Annotated in this window: 9 protein-coding genes, 1 tRNA gene and 3 pseudogenes; 3 read left to right on the plus strand and 10 right to left on the minus strand. The window is 57.3% G+C overall.

The annotated features are described in order from the left end of the window. Positions 1-7: 7 nt before the first annotated feature. The 10 genes and pseudogenes from PSQ19_RS07500 to PSQ19_RS07545 all read right to left on the minus strand — a co-directional run bounded on the left by PSQ19_RS07500 (position 8) and on the right by PSQ19_RS07545 (position 14,593). Positions 8-397 carry a hypothetical protein gene (locus PSQ19_RS07500; protein ID WP_282220258.1) on the minus strand — a complete coding sequence of 130 codons (390 nt, stop codon included), beginning with the start codon at positions 395-397 and terminating at the stop codon, positions 8-10. Continuing rightward, on the minus strand, positions 366-1,301 hold the full coding sequence (locus PSQ19_RS07505) for an alpha-amylase family protein (RefSeq protein ID WP_282220259.1): 936 nt from the start codon (positions 1,299-1,301) through the stop codon (positions 366-368). Before PSQ19_RS07505 ends, PSQ19_RS07500 begins: the two co-directional genes overlap by 32 nt. Beyond that, the gene (locus PSQ19_RS07510) at positions 1,282-2,025 is read right to left on the minus strand and encodes a GlgX family protein (protein WP_282220260.1); all 744 of its coding nucleotides are present in this window, start codon (positions 2,023-2,025) and stop codon (positions 1,282-1,284) included. The genes PSQ19_RS07505 and PSQ19_RS07510 overlap by 20 nt, the downstream gene beginning before the upstream one ends. 13 nt (positions 2,026-2,038) lie before the next feature. Next, complete coding sequence (locus tag PSQ19_RS07515) at positions 2,039-3,670, minus strand: alpha-D-glucose phosphate-specific phosphoglucomutase (RefSeq protein ID WP_282220261.1); 1,632 nt, start codon at positions 3,668-3,670, stop codon at positions 2,039-2,041. Continuing rightward, positions 3,654-5,112: pseudogene (gene glgA / locus PSQ19_RS07520) on the minus strand (glycogen synthase GlgA). The gene PSQ19_RS07515 and the pseudogene glgA overlap by 17 nt, the downstream one beginning before the upstream one ends. Then, positions 5,112-6,384: pseudogene (glgC, locus tag PSQ19_RS07525) on the minus strand (glucose-1-phosphate adenylyltransferase). Before glgC ends, glgA begins: the two co-directional pseudogenes overlap by 1 nt. 54 nt (positions 6,385-6,438) lie before the next feature. Further along, complete coding sequence (glgB, locus tag PSQ19_RS07530) at positions 6,439-8,634, minus strand: 1,4-alpha-glucan branching protein GlgB (protein ID WP_282220262.1); 2,196 nt, start codon at positions 8,632-8,634, stop codon at positions 6,439-6,441. A gap of 102 nt (positions 8,635-8,736) precedes the next feature. Beyond that, a pseudogene (locus tag PSQ19_RS07535) lies at positions 8,737-11,213 on the minus strand (glycogen/starch/alpha-glucan phosphorylase). Positions 11,214-11,307: 94 nt separating this feature from the next. Next, positions 11,308-13,179, minus strand: a complete 1,872-nt coding sequence (locus PSQ19_RS07540; protein WP_282220263.1) for a monovalent cation:proton antiporter-2 (CPA2) family protein — start codon at positions 13,177-13,179, stop codon at positions 11,308-11,310. A 97-nt stretch (positions 13,180-13,276) separates the two neighbouring features. Further along, on the minus strand, positions 13,277-14,593 hold the full coding sequence (locus PSQ19_RS07545) for an AI-2E family transporter (RefSeq protein ID WP_282220264.1): 1,317 nt from the start codon (positions 14,591-14,593) through the stop codon (positions 13,277-13,279). Positions 14,594-14,721: 128 nt separating this feature from the next. On the opposite strand from PSQ19_RS07545, the gene PSQ19_RS07550 reads away from it, so the two are divergent. The 3 genes from PSQ19_RS07550 (at position 14,722) to PSQ19_RS07560 (ending at position 16,498) form a co-directional block, all read left to right on the plus strand. Then, complete coding sequence (locus PSQ19_RS07550; protein ID WP_282220265.1) at positions 14,722-15,660, plus strand: nucleoside hydrolase; 939 nt, start codon at positions 14,722-14,724, stop codon at positions 15,658-15,660. A 71-nt stretch (positions 15,661-15,731) separates the two neighbouring features. Beyond that, complete coding sequence (locus PSQ19_RS07555) at positions 15,732-16,343, plus strand: LysE family translocator (RefSeq protein ID WP_282220266.1); 612 nt, start codon at positions 15,732-15,734, stop codon at positions 16,341-16,343. Positions 16,344-16,421: 78 nt separating this feature from the next. After that, positions 16,422-16,498 (plus strand) — tRNA-Ile (locus tag PSQ19_RS07560). Positions 16,499-16,553: the final 55 nt, after the last annotated feature.

Consider the following 16,553-nt stretch of genomic DNA (forward strand, 5'->3'; position numbering starts at 1 on the left):
GCATGGATCACTGTTCGTCGGCGTCCGACCGCCGAACCAGTGCCAGCACGGATCGTGCGGGTAACTCAATGGCGCCATCCGAAACCGCAACAGCGTCACCGACGTTAGATTGCAGGCCAACTACCCAATCGCCGTCGGGTAGTTGCGTCGACCGGTTCTCGGCCCGTCGATTGAACCACACCAGAACCTCGTCATCCTTGGTGCGCAGTTGCATGCCGACGGTTGACGCGTGCTCATCGCCCCAATCATGATCGCTCATTTCGCGGCCATCCGGGTGCAGCCAAACAACATCGCGCACGCCCGCTCTGATTTTTCCAGTCAGGAAATGGTCGTGCACAAGCGCCTTGTGTTGCTTGCGAAAGCGATCAAGCGCTGCAACAAAATCCACCAGGCTCACCGTCCGCGTTTTCCCAATCGACCCAGCTTATGTCGTTGTCCTGCGCATAGGCGTTGTTATTTCCTCCCTGCGTTCGATACATCTCGTCGCCCTGCTGGATCAGCGGGATGCCGCGCGACATGAACAGCGTGGCCAGCAGCGCCCGTACGTCGCGCCGCCGATTGGCGTTGATGGTTTCGTCATCTGTTTCGCCTTCCACGCCACAATTCCAAGATGAATTATGACTGTGCCCATCACGATTGTCTTCGCCGTTGGCCTCATTATGCTTGTCGTTGTAACTGACTAGATCCCGCAACGTGAAACCGTCATGCACGGCCAACAGGTTGACGCCATGACTCGGCTTCCGCCCGCCATGATTGAAAACGTCCGCCGATCCAGTCACCTTCCCGGCAAGTGCCCCGATCTTGTGTGCATCCCCGCGCCAGAAACTGCGCACTTCATCGCGATAGGTGTCATTCCACTCGCGAAACTCATCGCCGAAATGACCCAACTGATACCCGCCAGGACCTGGGTCCCAGGGTTCGGCAACCAGCAGTGCCTTCGATAGCACCGGGTCGGCCTTGATCTTTCGCAACAGAACCGCATCCGGATTGAACCCCGGTTCACGCCCCAACACCGGCGCCAGATCGAACCGGAACCCGGAAACGCCCATCTCCTCAATCCAATATTTGAGGCTTTCAATCACCAGCCGCTGCGTTGCCGGATGGTCGCAGCGCAGCGTATTGCCAGTGCCGGAATCATTGACCAAATGCTGTTTTCCGTCAGCTTCGACAAACCGATAGTAGGTTTTGGCATCCAGCCCCATCATGCTGAGCAGCGGGCCGTTCGCGTCGCCCTCGCCGGTGTGGTTGTAGACCACATCCAAAATCACCGAAATGCCGTGTTTACGGTAAAGGTCGGTCATATGCCGCAGTTCCTGCGGTCCGCGTGGCATCAGGCGGGGATCGGGCGCAAAATAGACTCACCGGATTGTAGCCCCAGGCATTGGTCAGTCCCAGGCTGGGCAAATGCCCATCATCGATCCAGGCTGCAATCGGCATTAATTCGACCGTATCGACACCCAGATAAAGCAAATGATCGATCACCCGTTGGGTGGTAAGCCCCGCCACCGTGCCACGCAATGGACCCTGTACGCTGGGATGACGCATGGTAAACCCGCGCACATTCAATTCATACATCAGGCTTGGTGTCTTGCTGCGCGGCTTGATCGGCTTGTAGCCGCCGCCCTGCACTATTGCCTTCGGGATCAGGGGCGACGTATCCAGTGCCTCTTCCCGTGGTAACCGTAGCTTCGGCGAGCGCACAAATACTCGATCCAGCCGCTTGGCATAGGGATCAACCAGCAACTTGGCCGGATCGAAAAAATATCCCTGATCAGGCTCATAGTGACCGTCGGCGCGAAACCCGTACCGCGCGCCCGCCCCAAGCCCCGCAATTTGAACCGCGTGGATATTGTCTTGATGTACGTCGAACTCTATTCGCGCGGTCTGCCTGTCCTGCTCGTCGTAAATCGAAACCCAAAGTGCCGACGCGCTTTCCGAATAAACAGCAAAATTAACACCCTCGTCGGTAATCGTGGCGCCGAGATTTTCGGTGCTTCCCCCATTGGGGATAAGCGAATTGCTCATTGTGCTCCTGAATTTAGGTGATGACGGACGGCTTTTGTCGACCGGTGCGCTCGCGGACGCCGCAGAGCCGCTCGGCAAGGTCGATGAGTTCGGCAAGTGCGGTTTGGGTTTCGAGATCATGTCGTCCATCGGCAGCCTCATAGCGCTCAAGGTAGAGCCTCAACGTTGCGCCAACGGTCCCGGTTCCGCTTAGCCGTAGCACTATTCGCGATCCATCGGTAAACCCGATGCGAATACCCTGCTTCGCGCTCGTCGAACCATCTATGGGGTCATGGTAGGCAAAATCATCGGCGAAGGCGATTTGAAGATCGTCAAAATTCTGGCCGGCCAGTCCTGGCAATTTGGCGCGTAGATCATCGACCAGTGTGTTTGCAATCGCCGCGTCCACCTCTTCATAGTCGTGCCGCGTGTAATAGTTACGGCCATAAGTCGCCCAATGGTCACGAACAATTTGATCAACGCTTTGCTCACGCGCCGCAATCACATTCAGCCACAGCAATATCGCCCATAGACCATCTTTTTCACGCACATGATCGGACCCGGTGCCTGCGCTTTCTTCGCCGCAAATGGTGACACGACCCGCGTCCAGCAGATTGCCGAAAAATTTCCATCCGGTTGGCGTTTCATGCATCTCGATACCGAGCTTGTCCGCCACGCGATCCGCTGCGGCGCTGGTCGGCATCGACCGAGCAATCCCTTTGATCCCTGCCGCATAGCCCGGCGCCAGCGCCGCATTGGCCGCAAGTATGGCCAGCGAATCCGATGGCGTCACGAACCGGTTCTTGCCAATAATCAGATTGCGGTCGCCATCGCCATCCGATGCAGCGCCAAAGTCAGGACCATCGGCCGACATCAACTGGTCAAACATGTCCTTGCAATAGACCAGGTTCGGGTCAGGATGCCCCTTGCCAAAGTCGGGTAGCGGCACGCCATTGATCACCGTGCCCTTGGGCGCACCCAGCATATCCTCGATAATGGCATGCGCATAAGGTCCAGTTACCGCGTGCATCGCGTCAAACGTCATTCGGAAGCCGGAGGCGAACAGCTTGGAAATAGCATCAAAATCAAACAATGTTTTCATCAGGGCCGCATAATCGGCAACCGGATCAACAATCTCGACCACCATGTCGCCGGACTTTTGCTGCCCTATTGCACCCAGCGCCACATCCGGCGCATCTATTGTCCTGAAATGATCGATCACTTTGCTGCGGGCAAATATCGCGTTGGTGATATTTTCAGGCGCGGGGCCGCCATTGCCGACATTGTACTTTATCCCGAAGTCGCCATCTGGCCCGCCTGGATTATGACTTGCCGACAGCACCAGCCCGCCAAAGGCCTGGTTGTGGCGAATGAGATGCGACGCTGACGGCGTCGAAAGTAGCCCGTTCTGCCCAACGATGACCCGGCCAAACCCGTTGGCGGCCGCCATGCGGATGGCCTTTTGTATGACCACATCATTATAGAATCGTCCATCCCCGCCAATGACTAGCGTCTTGCCCGACGCATCGCCGATACTGTCGAAAATCGACTGCAGGAAATTCTCCGCATAGTTAGGTTGCTGAAAGACAGCAACGCGTTTGCGCAACCCCGAAGTGCCGGGCTTTTGATCATCAAAAGGGCTTGTTTGTTTAGTCAGTATCGACATTTGGTTCAATTCCGATAAGTGAGGCGTAAAGTTCAGCATAGCGACGCGCACTATTGTGCCACGAAACTTCGCTTTTCATGCCGCGCCGCTGCATCTTCTTCCATGCTTTTTCGTCCCTATAGAGCCGCACAGCCTTGCGAATGGCTTCGTAAAGCGCGTGGGCACTATTGGCATCAAACAACAGACCCGTTGCCACGCCCGCCTCAAGCGCTGCCGGATTGGCGTCAATTACGGTGTCGGCCAAACCGCCAATGCGGCTGACCACCGGTACACAGCCATAGCGCAGGCCATAAAGTTGCGTCAGCCCGCATGGTTCAAACCGTGACGGGATCAGAATGGCGTCGGCCCCGGCCTGAATAAGGTGCGACAATTTTTCGTTATAGCCGGTAATCAACCCAACCTTACCGGGATGGCGCGTGCGGGCTTGGCGGAACCCATGCTCGAGCGCTTCCTCGCCGGACCCGAGAACCGCCAGCCGCGCCCCAAGCGCCACTAACCCATCCATCGCCTGAAGCAACAGGTCCATGCCCTTTTGATCCGTCAGACGGCTGATCACGCAAAACAGCGGCCCGTCGGCACCATCGAGGCTCAAATTGATCAATAACCGCCAACTTGTTCAGACGCCGCTTCTGTATGTTGTTGGCGCTAAATGGCTGCGCCAATGATTTGTCGGTGGCCGGATCCCAGGCCACGGTGTCGATGCCATTGAGAATGCCGACCACAGTGTCCGATCGGCCGTTCAGCAATCCTTCCAGCCCCATGCCAAATTCGGGTGTACAGATCTCCCGAGCATAATTGGGACTAACCGTCGTAACAAAATCGGCACACTCCATGCCCGACTTCAAATACGAAACACCACCGTGAAATTCGACGCCAGACACTGAAAATGCGTGTGGTGGCAATCGTAACTGACTAAAGACCTCGGGACCGAAAAAGCCCTTGAAGGCAATGTTGTGGATAGTCATCACTGTCTTGACGCCTACCGATGGCCCAAATTTGACATAGGCTGGCGCCAGTCCGGCCTGCCAGTCATGACAATGGATGAGTTGTGGCCGATAGCCCGCGACCAGCCCATTGCCCAATTCAGCCGCCACCCACGACAACGCCGCAAAACGTCGCCAATTATCAGGCCAGTCCCATCCATCGGGCCCCACATATGGATTGCCCGGGCGTGAATAGAGGTGCTCTGCCTCAATGACGATCAGGTCCAATCCAGCATGCCGACCAGCTAGCAGGCGCGCTGGTGCGCCGAACAAATCCTCGATCTCGCCCACAACCCTGCGGTCGCTCAACACCGACAGGATCGCTGGATAACCGGGCACCAGAGTGCGCATGGTGACGCCAAATTCGGATATCGCAAGCGGCAGGGCACCCGCGACATCCGCAAGCCCCCCGGTCTTGATCAGCGGATAGACCTCTGATGCAACAGAAAGAACTTCTATCATCGCCCCGCCAGATATTTGTCGATCATGGCTTGCGTAATCAGCGTCACGCCTTCGTCCGAACGCCGGAACCAGCGTGCGTCGAACTCTGGGTCTTCTCCGACCACAAGGCCATCCGGTATATTGACGCCGCGATCAACCACCACCTTCTTGAGCCGGGCACCCTGCCCGATATCGCAATATGGCAGCACCACCGCCTCGTTCAACTCGGAATAAGAATGCACCCGCGATCCGGTAGATAGCAGGGTTTTTTGCAAATAGCCGCCCGAGATGATGCAATCGCCCGAAACCAGCGAATTAACCGCCGTACCGCGTCGACCGTCAAAGTCATGCACGAATTTGGCCGGCGGCGTGATTTCGGCATAGGTCCAGATCGGCCAGTCCCGATCATAAAGATCCAACTGCGGATTGATATCGGTCAGATCGATTGACGCCTTCCAATAGGCGTCGATAGTGCCAACATCGCGCCAATAGGCCACTTCTTCCTTGGACGACCGCACGCAGGATCGCGTGAACCGATGCGCCCAGGCCGTGCCATTTTTGACGATATAGGGGATGATGTCCTTGCCAAAGTCGCGACTAGACCCCTCGGTCGCCGCATCGCGTCGCAATTGCTCCATCAGGAAGCGGGTCTCGAAAACATAGATACCCATCGATGCCAGTGCCGTGTCGGGCTTGTCCGGAATTGCCGGCGGATCCTTGGGCTTTTCGATGAAGTTAATCACCCGGTCGCGCCCATCGACATGCATGACGCCAAAGCCGGTCGCCTCCATGCGCGGCACTTCCAGGCATCCGATGGTCACATCGGCACCGGTATCCACATGCTGGCGCAGCATGATCTCATAGTCCATTTTGTAAATATGATCGCCCGCCAGAATGACGATATAGCGGGCGCCATAGTCTTCGATGATATCCATGTTCTGATAGACGGCGTCGGCGGTGCCCGCATACCACATGTCCTCTTTGACGCGTTGACTGGCGGGCAATACGTCAAAGGCTCTCATTTCGTTCAGGGCGCAGGAAGTTCCAGCCCCGCGACAGGTGGCGGATCAGGCTATGCGCCTGATATTGCGTGGCCACCGATATTCGCCTGATCCCCGAATTGATCGCATTGGAGAGCGCGAAGTCGATAATGCGGGACTTGCCGCCAAAATACACCGCCGGCTTCGCGCGCCGGTCAGTCAACTCCACCAGTCGCGTACCGCGACCACCGGCGAGGACGTAGGCCATGGCCTCACGTGCGAGCGGTGATGGAACTCGATAGTCTGCCATAATACCCTCCTCAATTAGTCCGGATTGATCCGGATCTTGTCCTGCAAAGCCGGGCTAGTCGGCCTCGAATTTCAGGTATAGCGTCGACAGCGGCGGCAGATGCAGACTGGCATAGGCCGGCCAGTGACCGCCCTTACCCGCCAATGCCTTTACCCCACCCTGATTGCCCGAATTGGATCCGGAATACCAACCGGCGTCCGTATTGATGCGCTCCACCCATTTGCCCACCTTGGGCATCGGGATGACATAATTGTCCCGCGGCACCGGCGTCATGTTGGCCACCACCACGACCGGCTCTTCACCCGGCGCTTTCCGCACCCAGGCAAATACCGAATTGGCGTGATCATTGCCGATGATCCATTCAAAGCCTTCGGGCTCGCAATCGCGCGCGTGCAACGCTGGCATCTGGCGATAGGCGGTGTTGAGATCGGTGATCAGACGGCGCACCCCCTCATGCATGCCCGCGTCGAGCAGCCACCAGTCCAGCGCCCTGGCCTCGCTCCACTCTTCCCGCTGCGCAAATTCCTGCCCCATGAACAGCAGCTTCTTACCTGGAAATCCCCACATGAAGGCGAAATAGGCACGCAAATTGGCAAACTTCTGCCAGTCGTCGCCCGGCATTTTTTCCAGTAGCGATTTTTTGCCGTGCACCACCTCATCGTGGCTGAGCGGTAAGACGAAATTCTCGGAAAATCCGTAAACCGCGGCAAAAGTCATGTCATTGTGGTGATAGCGCCGGTGAACAGCTTCGCGGCTCATATAATTGAGCGTGTCGTTCATAAAGCCCATGTTCCATTTGAACCCGAACCCAAGACCACCGGCATGGACCGGCTGACTGACGCCGGGCCACGCTGTCGATTCCTCGGCGATCATGAACGTGCCCGGATGCAGCCGATAGGCTTCGCTGTTCACGCGTTTCAAAAACTCGACCGCCTCGATATTTTCGTTACCACCGAACTTGTTGGGCACCCATTCCCCCGACTGCCGCGAATAGTCGAGATAGAGCATGGAAGCCACGGCATCGACCCGCAACCCGTCAAGGTGGAAGGTTTCCAGCCAATAAAGCGCATTGTTGACAAGGAACGACACGACTTCCTTGCGCCCGAAATTATAGATCGCCGTATTCCAATCCGGATGAAATCCCTGCCTCGGATCGGAATGCTCATACAGAGACGTCCCGTCAAAATTGGCCAAGCCATGCTCATCGGTGGGGAAATGTGCCGGCACCCAATCAAGGATTACCCCAAGCCCCGCCTGATGCGCCGCGTCGACAAAACGCGCGAACCCCGCCGGATCACCATGCCGCGCGGTCGGCGAATAAAGCCCGATAGGTTGATATCCCCAGGAGGGGTCAAACGGATGTTCGGTGATCGGCAGCAACTCGATATGCGTGTATCCCATGTCGGCGACATAGGGCACCAATTGCTCAGCCAACTGATCATAGCTCATGAAGCTGCCGTCGGGCCGCCGACGCCACGATCCCAGATGAACTTCGTAGATCGCCATCGGCGTCCGCCGCCAGTCCCGCTTTGCCCGCTCTTCAAGATATTGCCCATCCGTCCAGGTGAATGGCGTCGGGTCAGGCACCACGGACGCGGTACGGGGCCGCATTTCCGACTGCCGTGCAAACGGATCTGCCTTGAGCGGCAATAACACACCGTCAGCCCCGACAATCTCGAATTTGTAGATCGTACCGGTGCCCAGGACCGGCACGAAAACTTCCCATATCCCCGTATCGAAACGTTTGCGCATCGGGTTGCGCCGCCCATCCCAATCATTGAACGGACCAACAACGCTCACGCGCTGCGCATTTGGCGCCCATACCGCAAAATGCGTGCCATGGACGCCATCAAATTCCATCTCATGGCCACCGAGCTTGTCGAACAGGCGCAGATGGCTGCCTTCACCGATGTAATAATCATCCATCGGCCCCAATACGGGCCCAAAGGTGTATGGATCAAATGCGTCCCACTCGCCGGTCGCATTCTTGGCCCGATATCGGATCGGTTGGCGCCGACTGATCTCGACCTTGCCCTCGAAAAATCCGCCGCCATGCCGTGGCACAAGCACACCCAGTTTTTCACCGTCGAGCGTAAAGGCGGTAAGCATTTCGGCGTGGGGGACAAATGCGCGCAATACAAACTGCTCACCGACCTGCTGCAGGCCCAAAAATCCGAACGGATTGGCGTGCCGTCCATTCACAACGGCCTCGACCTCGTCCGATTTTGCCTGCCAGCTTTCCTTTTTCAACTACAAATCCCCCCGCTATTGCGGCTGCTTCCTGGTCGTGTCCAGGCCATCATTCAATCTGACACGGGGCATAATGCGCCCCGTGCCGATGATCACCCAAGACTATGTCTCGGGTGCCGCAACGTCCCAGATATCCTCCGCATATTGGCGTATGGTCCGATCAGACGAGAAGTACCCCACTCGCGCCGTATTCCTGATCGCCATGGCGCCCCAGCGTCGCTGGTCACTCCACAACCGGTCCACCTCTGCTTGTGCGGCAATATAGGCGTCAAAATCGCGCGCCACCATGAACCAGTCATGGTCGTAGAGCCCCCCGATCAGGTCGCGATAGCGGTTCGGATCATCGGGCGAAAATACACCGGAGCTGATTGTTTCCAGTGCCTCCTTCAGCCTTGGTGAGCTGTCGATTACCGAACGTGGTACTTCGCTCTTGGCGCGCTTTTCGTTTACCTCGTCGGTCGTCAGGCCAAATATGACGATATTGTCGTCGCCCACTTCCTTGTGCATTTCGACATTGGCGCCATCCATGGTGCCGATGGTAATCGCCCCGTTGGCCATGAACTTCATGTTGCCAGTGCCTGAAGCCTCCATGCCCGCCGTCGAAATCTGCTCCGACAGGTCAGCCGCTGGCACGATCACTTCAGCCAGACTGACATTGTAATTGGGCAGGAACACAACCTTGAGCAGGCCGCGCACCGACGGATCATTATTGATCGTCTTGGCTACATCATTGATCAGCTTGATGATCAGTTTGGCATTCCAATATCCTGGCGCCGCTTTGCCTGCGAAAATTTTGACGCGCGGCACCCAGTCGCGTTCGGGATGAGCACGGATGTCATCATAGGCGGCAACCGTCTGGATGATATTGAGCAACTGGCGCTTATATTCATGGATACGCTTGATCTGCACGTCGAACAGCGCGTCCGGCGATACGACAATGCCCATACGGTCCTTTATCAGCTTGGCCAGTCGAACCTTGTTATCGCGCTTGACCGCCGCAAACTGGGTCTGGAAGTTCCGATCCTCGGCGTGGGCATTCAGCCCCTGCAACAGGTCGATATTGTCGAGGAACTCGGGCCCGATCCGCTCGGCAATCAGCTTGGTCAACGCGGGGTTGCACTGCATCAGCCAACGTCTTGGCGTTATGCCGTTGGTCTTGTTGTTGATCCGATCCGGATACAGCTTGTGCAGGTCCGAAAAAACCGTCTTTTTCATCAGTTCGGTATGAAGCGCCGACACCCCGTTGATAGAGTGCGACCCTACAAAGGCCAACTGCCCCATGCGCACACGACGCCCACCATTCTCATCGATCAGCGAAACATTGGCGATCTGGGCATCACTGAATTGCGCCCGCTGGCGTGCCTCGGTCAGCACCTGCGCATTGATGGCGTAGATGATCTGCATATGTCGCGGCAACAGCCGCTCCAGGAGAGCCACCGGCCAGCTTTCCAGTGCCTCGGGCAACAAGGTGTGATTGGTGTAGCCGAAAACCCCCGCGACAATTTCCACGCATGATCCCATTCCAGCCCGTGAATATCGAGTAGGATACGCATCATTTCGCAAATAGAGATTGCCGGGTGGGTGTCATTGAGTTGAATGGCCACCTTGTCCGGCAGCGAATCGAGATCGCCAAAATGCTGGATATGTCGCCGGATGATGTCCTGAAGCGATGCAGACGAGAAGAAAAATTCCTGCCGGAGGCGCAATTCCTGTCCCGCCGCCGTTGAATCGGCTGGATAAAGAACCCGTGTAATCGCTTCTGCGCGCGCGCTTTCTTCCAAAGCGCCAATGTGGTCGCCCGAGTTGAACTTGTCGAGCAGGATCGGATCGATCGGCTGTGCGCTCCACAGGCGCAGCGTATTGACCCTGGCCCCACGCCAACCAACAATTGGCGTATCAAAGGCGACCGCCATCACATGATCGTTTGGTCGCCACTCCTGCCGTTCTGTCCCATCGGGATCAGTGACTGGTTCCACCGAGCCGCCAAACCCTATTTCATAGGCACTCTCACGCCGCTCAAACTCCCATGGATTGCCGTGCGTCAGCCATTCCTCGGGCAGTTCAACCTGCCAGCCTTCACTCATCTCCTGCCGAAACAGGCCATGCACATAGCGAATTCCATAGCCGTATGCGGGAATATTGACCGATGACATTGATTCAAGGAAACACGCCGCCAACCGACCAAGCCCACCATTGCCCAGTGCGGCGTCGGGCTCCAGATTGACCAGTTCGCCCAGATCGACATTGAGATTCTTGAGGGCATCTCGAACTGGCTCGATCAGGCCGACATTACTCATCGCATCGCGCATCAGCCGACCGATAAGAAACTCAAGACTCAAATAGTAGACGCGTTTCTGCGACAACCGCCACGTTTCGCGCGACGATTCCATCCAGCGATCCATGACCCGGTCCCGGACAGTCAGAATCGTCGCGGCCAGCCAATCATGTGGCCGAGCAACAATGGGATCCTTGCCAATTGAGTAGATTAGTCTTTCAAGAATTTCCGCTTGAATGGCTTCAACTGTGGTCGCCCGCGGTAGGGGTATGGGGGCGTCGTAGACGATCGGCTTTTGCGGCATATCGCAATCCAGATTTCATAACGATGTTTTCCCCTCTTAGATGAATCAGTCTTGCACTTAATTTCAGTCGGTGAAAGCCCCAATTCGTCTCCGACTAGTCATGCCCTTTTTTACCGGTGTCTATACCCGCATCGGAGACTGTCTTGGCGATCTGATCGGGCGCTGCCGTGATACCCCCTTCCCGCGCCTGTTCGGCCGCATTTCGCAGCAACAGCATGTTGGCCGCATCAAGCGCGCTGACATCCTCGGTGATCTGCATTTCGAAGCGGCGACGGTCACGTTCGCGCACCCCCTCGACCACCGCCTCGATCTCGTCGGGGGTCGCGCCCAATATCTCGATGGCTTGCGCACCGAATCGGATTGCCGACTCAAATGTTTCGCGAAGCTGATATTCAACGCCGGCCTTGATCAACTCGATTGCATGCACCCGGTCAAACGCGCGTGCCATGACCTTGACCAGCGGAAATTCGTCCCGAAACAGTTCGGCAATGCGAGTGGCTGTAGCCTTGTCATCAATGCAGATCAGCACCAGGTCCGAATTGGCGGCGCCCGCCGCATGCAAAATATCAAGCCGTCCCCCATCGCCATAATAGATCTTGAAACCGAACTGCGCGGCAACCCGGATCATTTCCGTATCATTATCAATGATGGACAGGCGGTGACCCTGCCCCAACAAGGTCTGGCTGGCCATCTGGCCAAAGCGTCCAAAGCCGATGATCAGAATGCGCTCATTAAGATTTTCGGCGATTTCGACGCCATCCATGGATTGCTGGGATTTCGGGGTCACATAGCGCAAGACGATCAAAAGGCACGGTGTAATCACCATCGAAATGATCACGGTAGCTGTAAAAATCGCATTGGTGGGGCCGTCTATCAGCCCGGCTGCACTCGCTGTCGTATAAAGCACAAAAGCAAATTCACCGCCCTGAGACATCATTGCCGCGCGCTCCAGCGCCTCGACATGATTAGACTTCAGTAGCCGCGCCAACCCATAGATTGCCAGCGCCTTGACTGCCATATAGCCAACAACGGCAAGCGCAATGATCTGCCAGTGCCCAGCCACGACCTGAAGGTCCAGCGACATCCCGACCGCCAGAAAGAACAGGCCCAACAGGATACCGCGAAACGGCTCCACATCGGCCTCTAATTGGTGTTTGAAAGACGATGTGGAGAGCAGTACACCGGCCAGAAACGCCCCCATCGCCATCGACAACCCGCTGACCTGCATCAACAGCGCCGATCCAAGAACCACCAGCAGCGCCGCAGCCGTCATGACTTCGCGCAATTTTGCCGAAGCGAGCAGGGAAAACAGCGGATTCATGATCCGCCGCCCCAGAACGATCAGCAATCCAACAGCACCCAGAGCGATGGCGATGCCGGTCAAACGGCTTACAAGGCTCTCGTCGCCCCCGGATGGTGCCAGGATGGCAATGAGCGCCAATAGCGGCACGATCGCCAGATCTTCCAGTAAGAGGATCGAGACAATTCGCTGCCCACCCTGGCTCGATAATTCACCGCGCTCGCCAAGTATCTGCATGACAATTGCCGTCGAGGTCAGGACGAACCCCATGCCGAACACAAAGGCCACCGCGGGTGCGAACCCCAACAGAACGCCAAACCCAGTCAATAGCGCGCCACAAATCGCCACCTGCAACGCACCCAGCCCGAATATCTGGCGGCGCAGCGCCCACAAACGGCTCGGCTCCATCTCAAGGCCAATGATGAACAAGAACATGACAACGCCCAGTTCCGCCGCCGCCAGCACCGAGCCCGGATCGTCAATCAGCCCGATACCCGAGGGACCAAGCAACAAACCGGCGGCCAGATAGCCCAGAACCGACCCCAGCCCCAACCGTTTGAACAGCGGCACGGCGAAAGCGCCCGCCGCCAGCAATACCACAACCGGCACCAGATCGACCCCGTGGGCAACCGCCTCCGCGCCGCCGGCAACTGCTTCAACTGACACTCTGCGCCCCTGATCATTGACTGCTGCCCAAGCGGGCCCAGACAATGTTTAGCCATAGCCAAGCCGCGTCAAGCAAGCCTCAACTTTTGCGGAAGGCTCAGGACGACGCCTGCACGCCCGATGGTGCGGTGCCCTCGGGCGGCAAATGTTTTTCGGGTTCGGTTTCAGCAACCGCCTCGGCGTTCTTGCCCTTTGCCTTGTCCGCCTCGGCCTTTGCCTTGGCCTTGGCCTCTGCGTCACTAGTTTCGCGAATGACCTCGGCGGCATTGGCCAGCAACTCGTCTCGATCCGACATATTCCGGGTTCGTCGCACCGGGCGCTTTGGCATAACCGGTTTACGCGGTATGGCATGATCCAATATCGAGGTAACGATCAGCAGACTCGGCACCGCGATCAAGCCTCCAACCGGGCCCCATGTCCAGAGCCAGAAGCTGATGGACAAAAAGATCATGAACGGGTTGAGCGTCATCGTCCGCCCGATGAAATGCGGGGTCACAATTTGCCCTTCGACAAAATTGATACCGATATAGCACGCCGTCGGCAGCAGGATCGGTCCCAACCCGGTCTGGGTCCCAAGGCCGACCGCGAGCAACACGATCACCATGATTCCCTGCCCGACATAGGGAATATAATTCAGGACCCCGGCCATGGCGCCCCAAAGGATCGGCGACGGCATGCCGATCGCCCACATCGCCAATGACACCGCCACCGCCACGCAAAAATTGATAAACGTGATTGACAGCAGAAAACGTGAAACCTTGTGTTCGACATCCTGAAAAATGTGCGCCGTCCGCCAGCGCATCCGCCGGCTTACACACAGCGAAAGCACCGAAATTCGAATATGGTCCCGCGTCGCTACGAAGAAATAAAAGCTCGCCAGAAACACCAGGATCTGCGCCCCAACCGCCGGGGCCAGAAATGCGATACTGGTCACCGGTCCACCGTCCTCGACGGTAACCGCCATGGAATTAGAGCCGCGCACAATACCTGACAGCTGCTCCTGGAATGCCGCCACGGTCTGGAGTGGCTCCTGCCAGTTTGCCACCTCGTTCCGCAATTTTTCCCAGATCAATGGTGCACGGTCCACCCAGTCCGATAGCGGCACCGCAAACAGCGCAACCCCGGCCAGCAGGATGAAGATCAGCATCAAGACCACCGCCGCCGCAGACAATGCAGGCGGCACGCCCATCCCCTCCACGCGGTCCGCCACGGGCCCGAACATCAGGCCGACAAGCACGGCCAAGCTAACCGGGGCCAGAATAACCTGTCCCAGTTTCAGTGCGGTCAGCAGCACGACTAGCCCGATCAACACAATTGCGACTTTGGCCGCATTACCCAATATGCGCTCGAACTGACTATCCGTCACGCCTTGAGAATCGGGCAAGGCACGAGGCAATCGCGTTGGCTTGATCATTTTTGGTTTCTCCACCCACGCTAACGAAGCGTGAGGCCATATGTTCCCTTGGATAAGCGCCAAGTTGGGCGTCGACCCCAGTCACACATCACGATAGATTGCTGCCGTGTAGCCAGAGAGTTCAAATCATGAAGAAAATTATCATCGACACCGATCCGGGGCAGGACGATGCCGTGGCCATTCTTTTGGCGCTCGCATCGCCCCAAGAGTTGGATGTCGTGGGCATCGTCGCCGTTGCCGGCAATGTCGGCCTGACTCAGAATGTCAAAAATGCGCTGAAAGTCGTTGAATTATCAGGTCGAAGCGACATTCCGGTTTACGCTGGTTGCCAACGTCCGTTGCGTCGCCCCTTGGTCACCGCCGAACATGTGCACGGGCAAACCGGGCTGGACGGACCAGACCTTCCCGATCCAGAAATTGCCATCCAACCCACGCACGGCGTCGATTACATCATAGAAACACTGATGAACGAGCCAGCCAAAACCGTAACCTTGTGCGCCCTTGGCCCGCTCACCAACATCGCCATGGCACTGATCAAGCAACCCGCAATCGCCGAACGGATTGCCGAAATCGTCCTGATGGGCGGCGGCTATTTCGAGGCCGGCAACATCACGCCTGCTGCCGAGTTCAACATCTATGTCGATCCCGAGGCGGCCGATGTCGTCATGCGCTGCGGCGCCCCGATCACCATTCAACCCCTTGATGTGTCGCACGGCATGCAGGCGACGCCGCCGCGTCTGGATGCCATCAAGCAGATCGGCAACAAGACCGGCGCCGCCGTCCACGCCATGCTGAGTTTTTCCGAAACTTTCGATCTCAAGAAATATGGCTGGGCCGGTGCGCCCCTGCACGATCCCACGGTTATTGCCTATCTGCTGCGGCCAGAATTATTCGAGGGTCGCAAGTGCAATGTCACTATCGAAACGGCCAGCGAACTGACGGTCGGCATGACGGTTGTCGACTATTGGCACGTTACTGACCGCCCAAGAAACGCCACCTATTTGCGGCACGGCGATGCAGATGGCTATTTTTCGCTGCTGACAGAGCGTCTGGCCCGCCTGCCCTGAGTTCTAAAACCCATCTTGTCGCCGCATTTGCGGCGGCATAGGGTGGCGCACTTTCATCCCGGATCGACGACATGTCCCTGTTCACGCTGCTGGCTTTCACTCTCGCCTATGCGATAGCCGTTCTTGTTCCCGGCCCGGGCGTCGCCGCCGTCGTGGCGCGCGCCTTGGGCGGTGGTTTCAAAGGAGCATTTCCCATGGTCCTCGGCATTTTGGCCGGTGATCTGCTCTACTTCGTCTTTGCGGTTTTCGGGCTGGCTGCCATTGCCACCTATTTCGGCCCGATCTTCATTATTGTCCGTTGGGCCGGCGCCGCCTACTTGCTTTATGTTGCCTATCGGTTCTGGACCGCCCGTCCAGGCACCGAACAAATGCGTCCCAAGCAGGAAAGCGCCACGAAAACATTTCTAGCCGGGTTTTCGCTCACCCTGGGAAATCCGAAAACCATCGTTTTCTATCTTGCGATCCTGCCCACGGTGATCCCGCTTGATCAGATGAACCCGTTGGCCTTTGCCGAACTGACCGCCATCGTTATCATCGTGCTGCTCGCCATCGGCTGCGGCTATGCGTTGCTCGCCTCGGTTGCCCGCGACTTCTTCCGCAGCGCCAAGGCGCTCGGTCGGCTCAACAAGACCGCCGGCGCCATGATGGCCACCGCTGCCGGCCTTGTCGTCTTGCAACATTAGCCCCGTATCGTCGCCCACCAACAAAAATCACGCCCAACCTATTTGACTTGCCTGCCCCGCCTGCTATTGAACCCGCGAGGGCCCATAGGCTCAATGGTTAGAGCCGACCGCTCATAACGGTCTGGTTCCAGGTTCGAGTCCTGGTGGGCCCACCAATCTTTTCACGCACGTGGCCGCCAAACGCGGCGTTCAAACCGCGTTCGCCAGTGT

The sequence above is a fragment of the Devosia algicola genome, assembly GCF_028816455.1.
In the GTDB taxonomy this organism is placed as follows: Bacteria; Pseudomonadota; Alphaproteobacteria; order Rhizobiales; family Devosiaceae; genus Devosia; species Devosia algicola.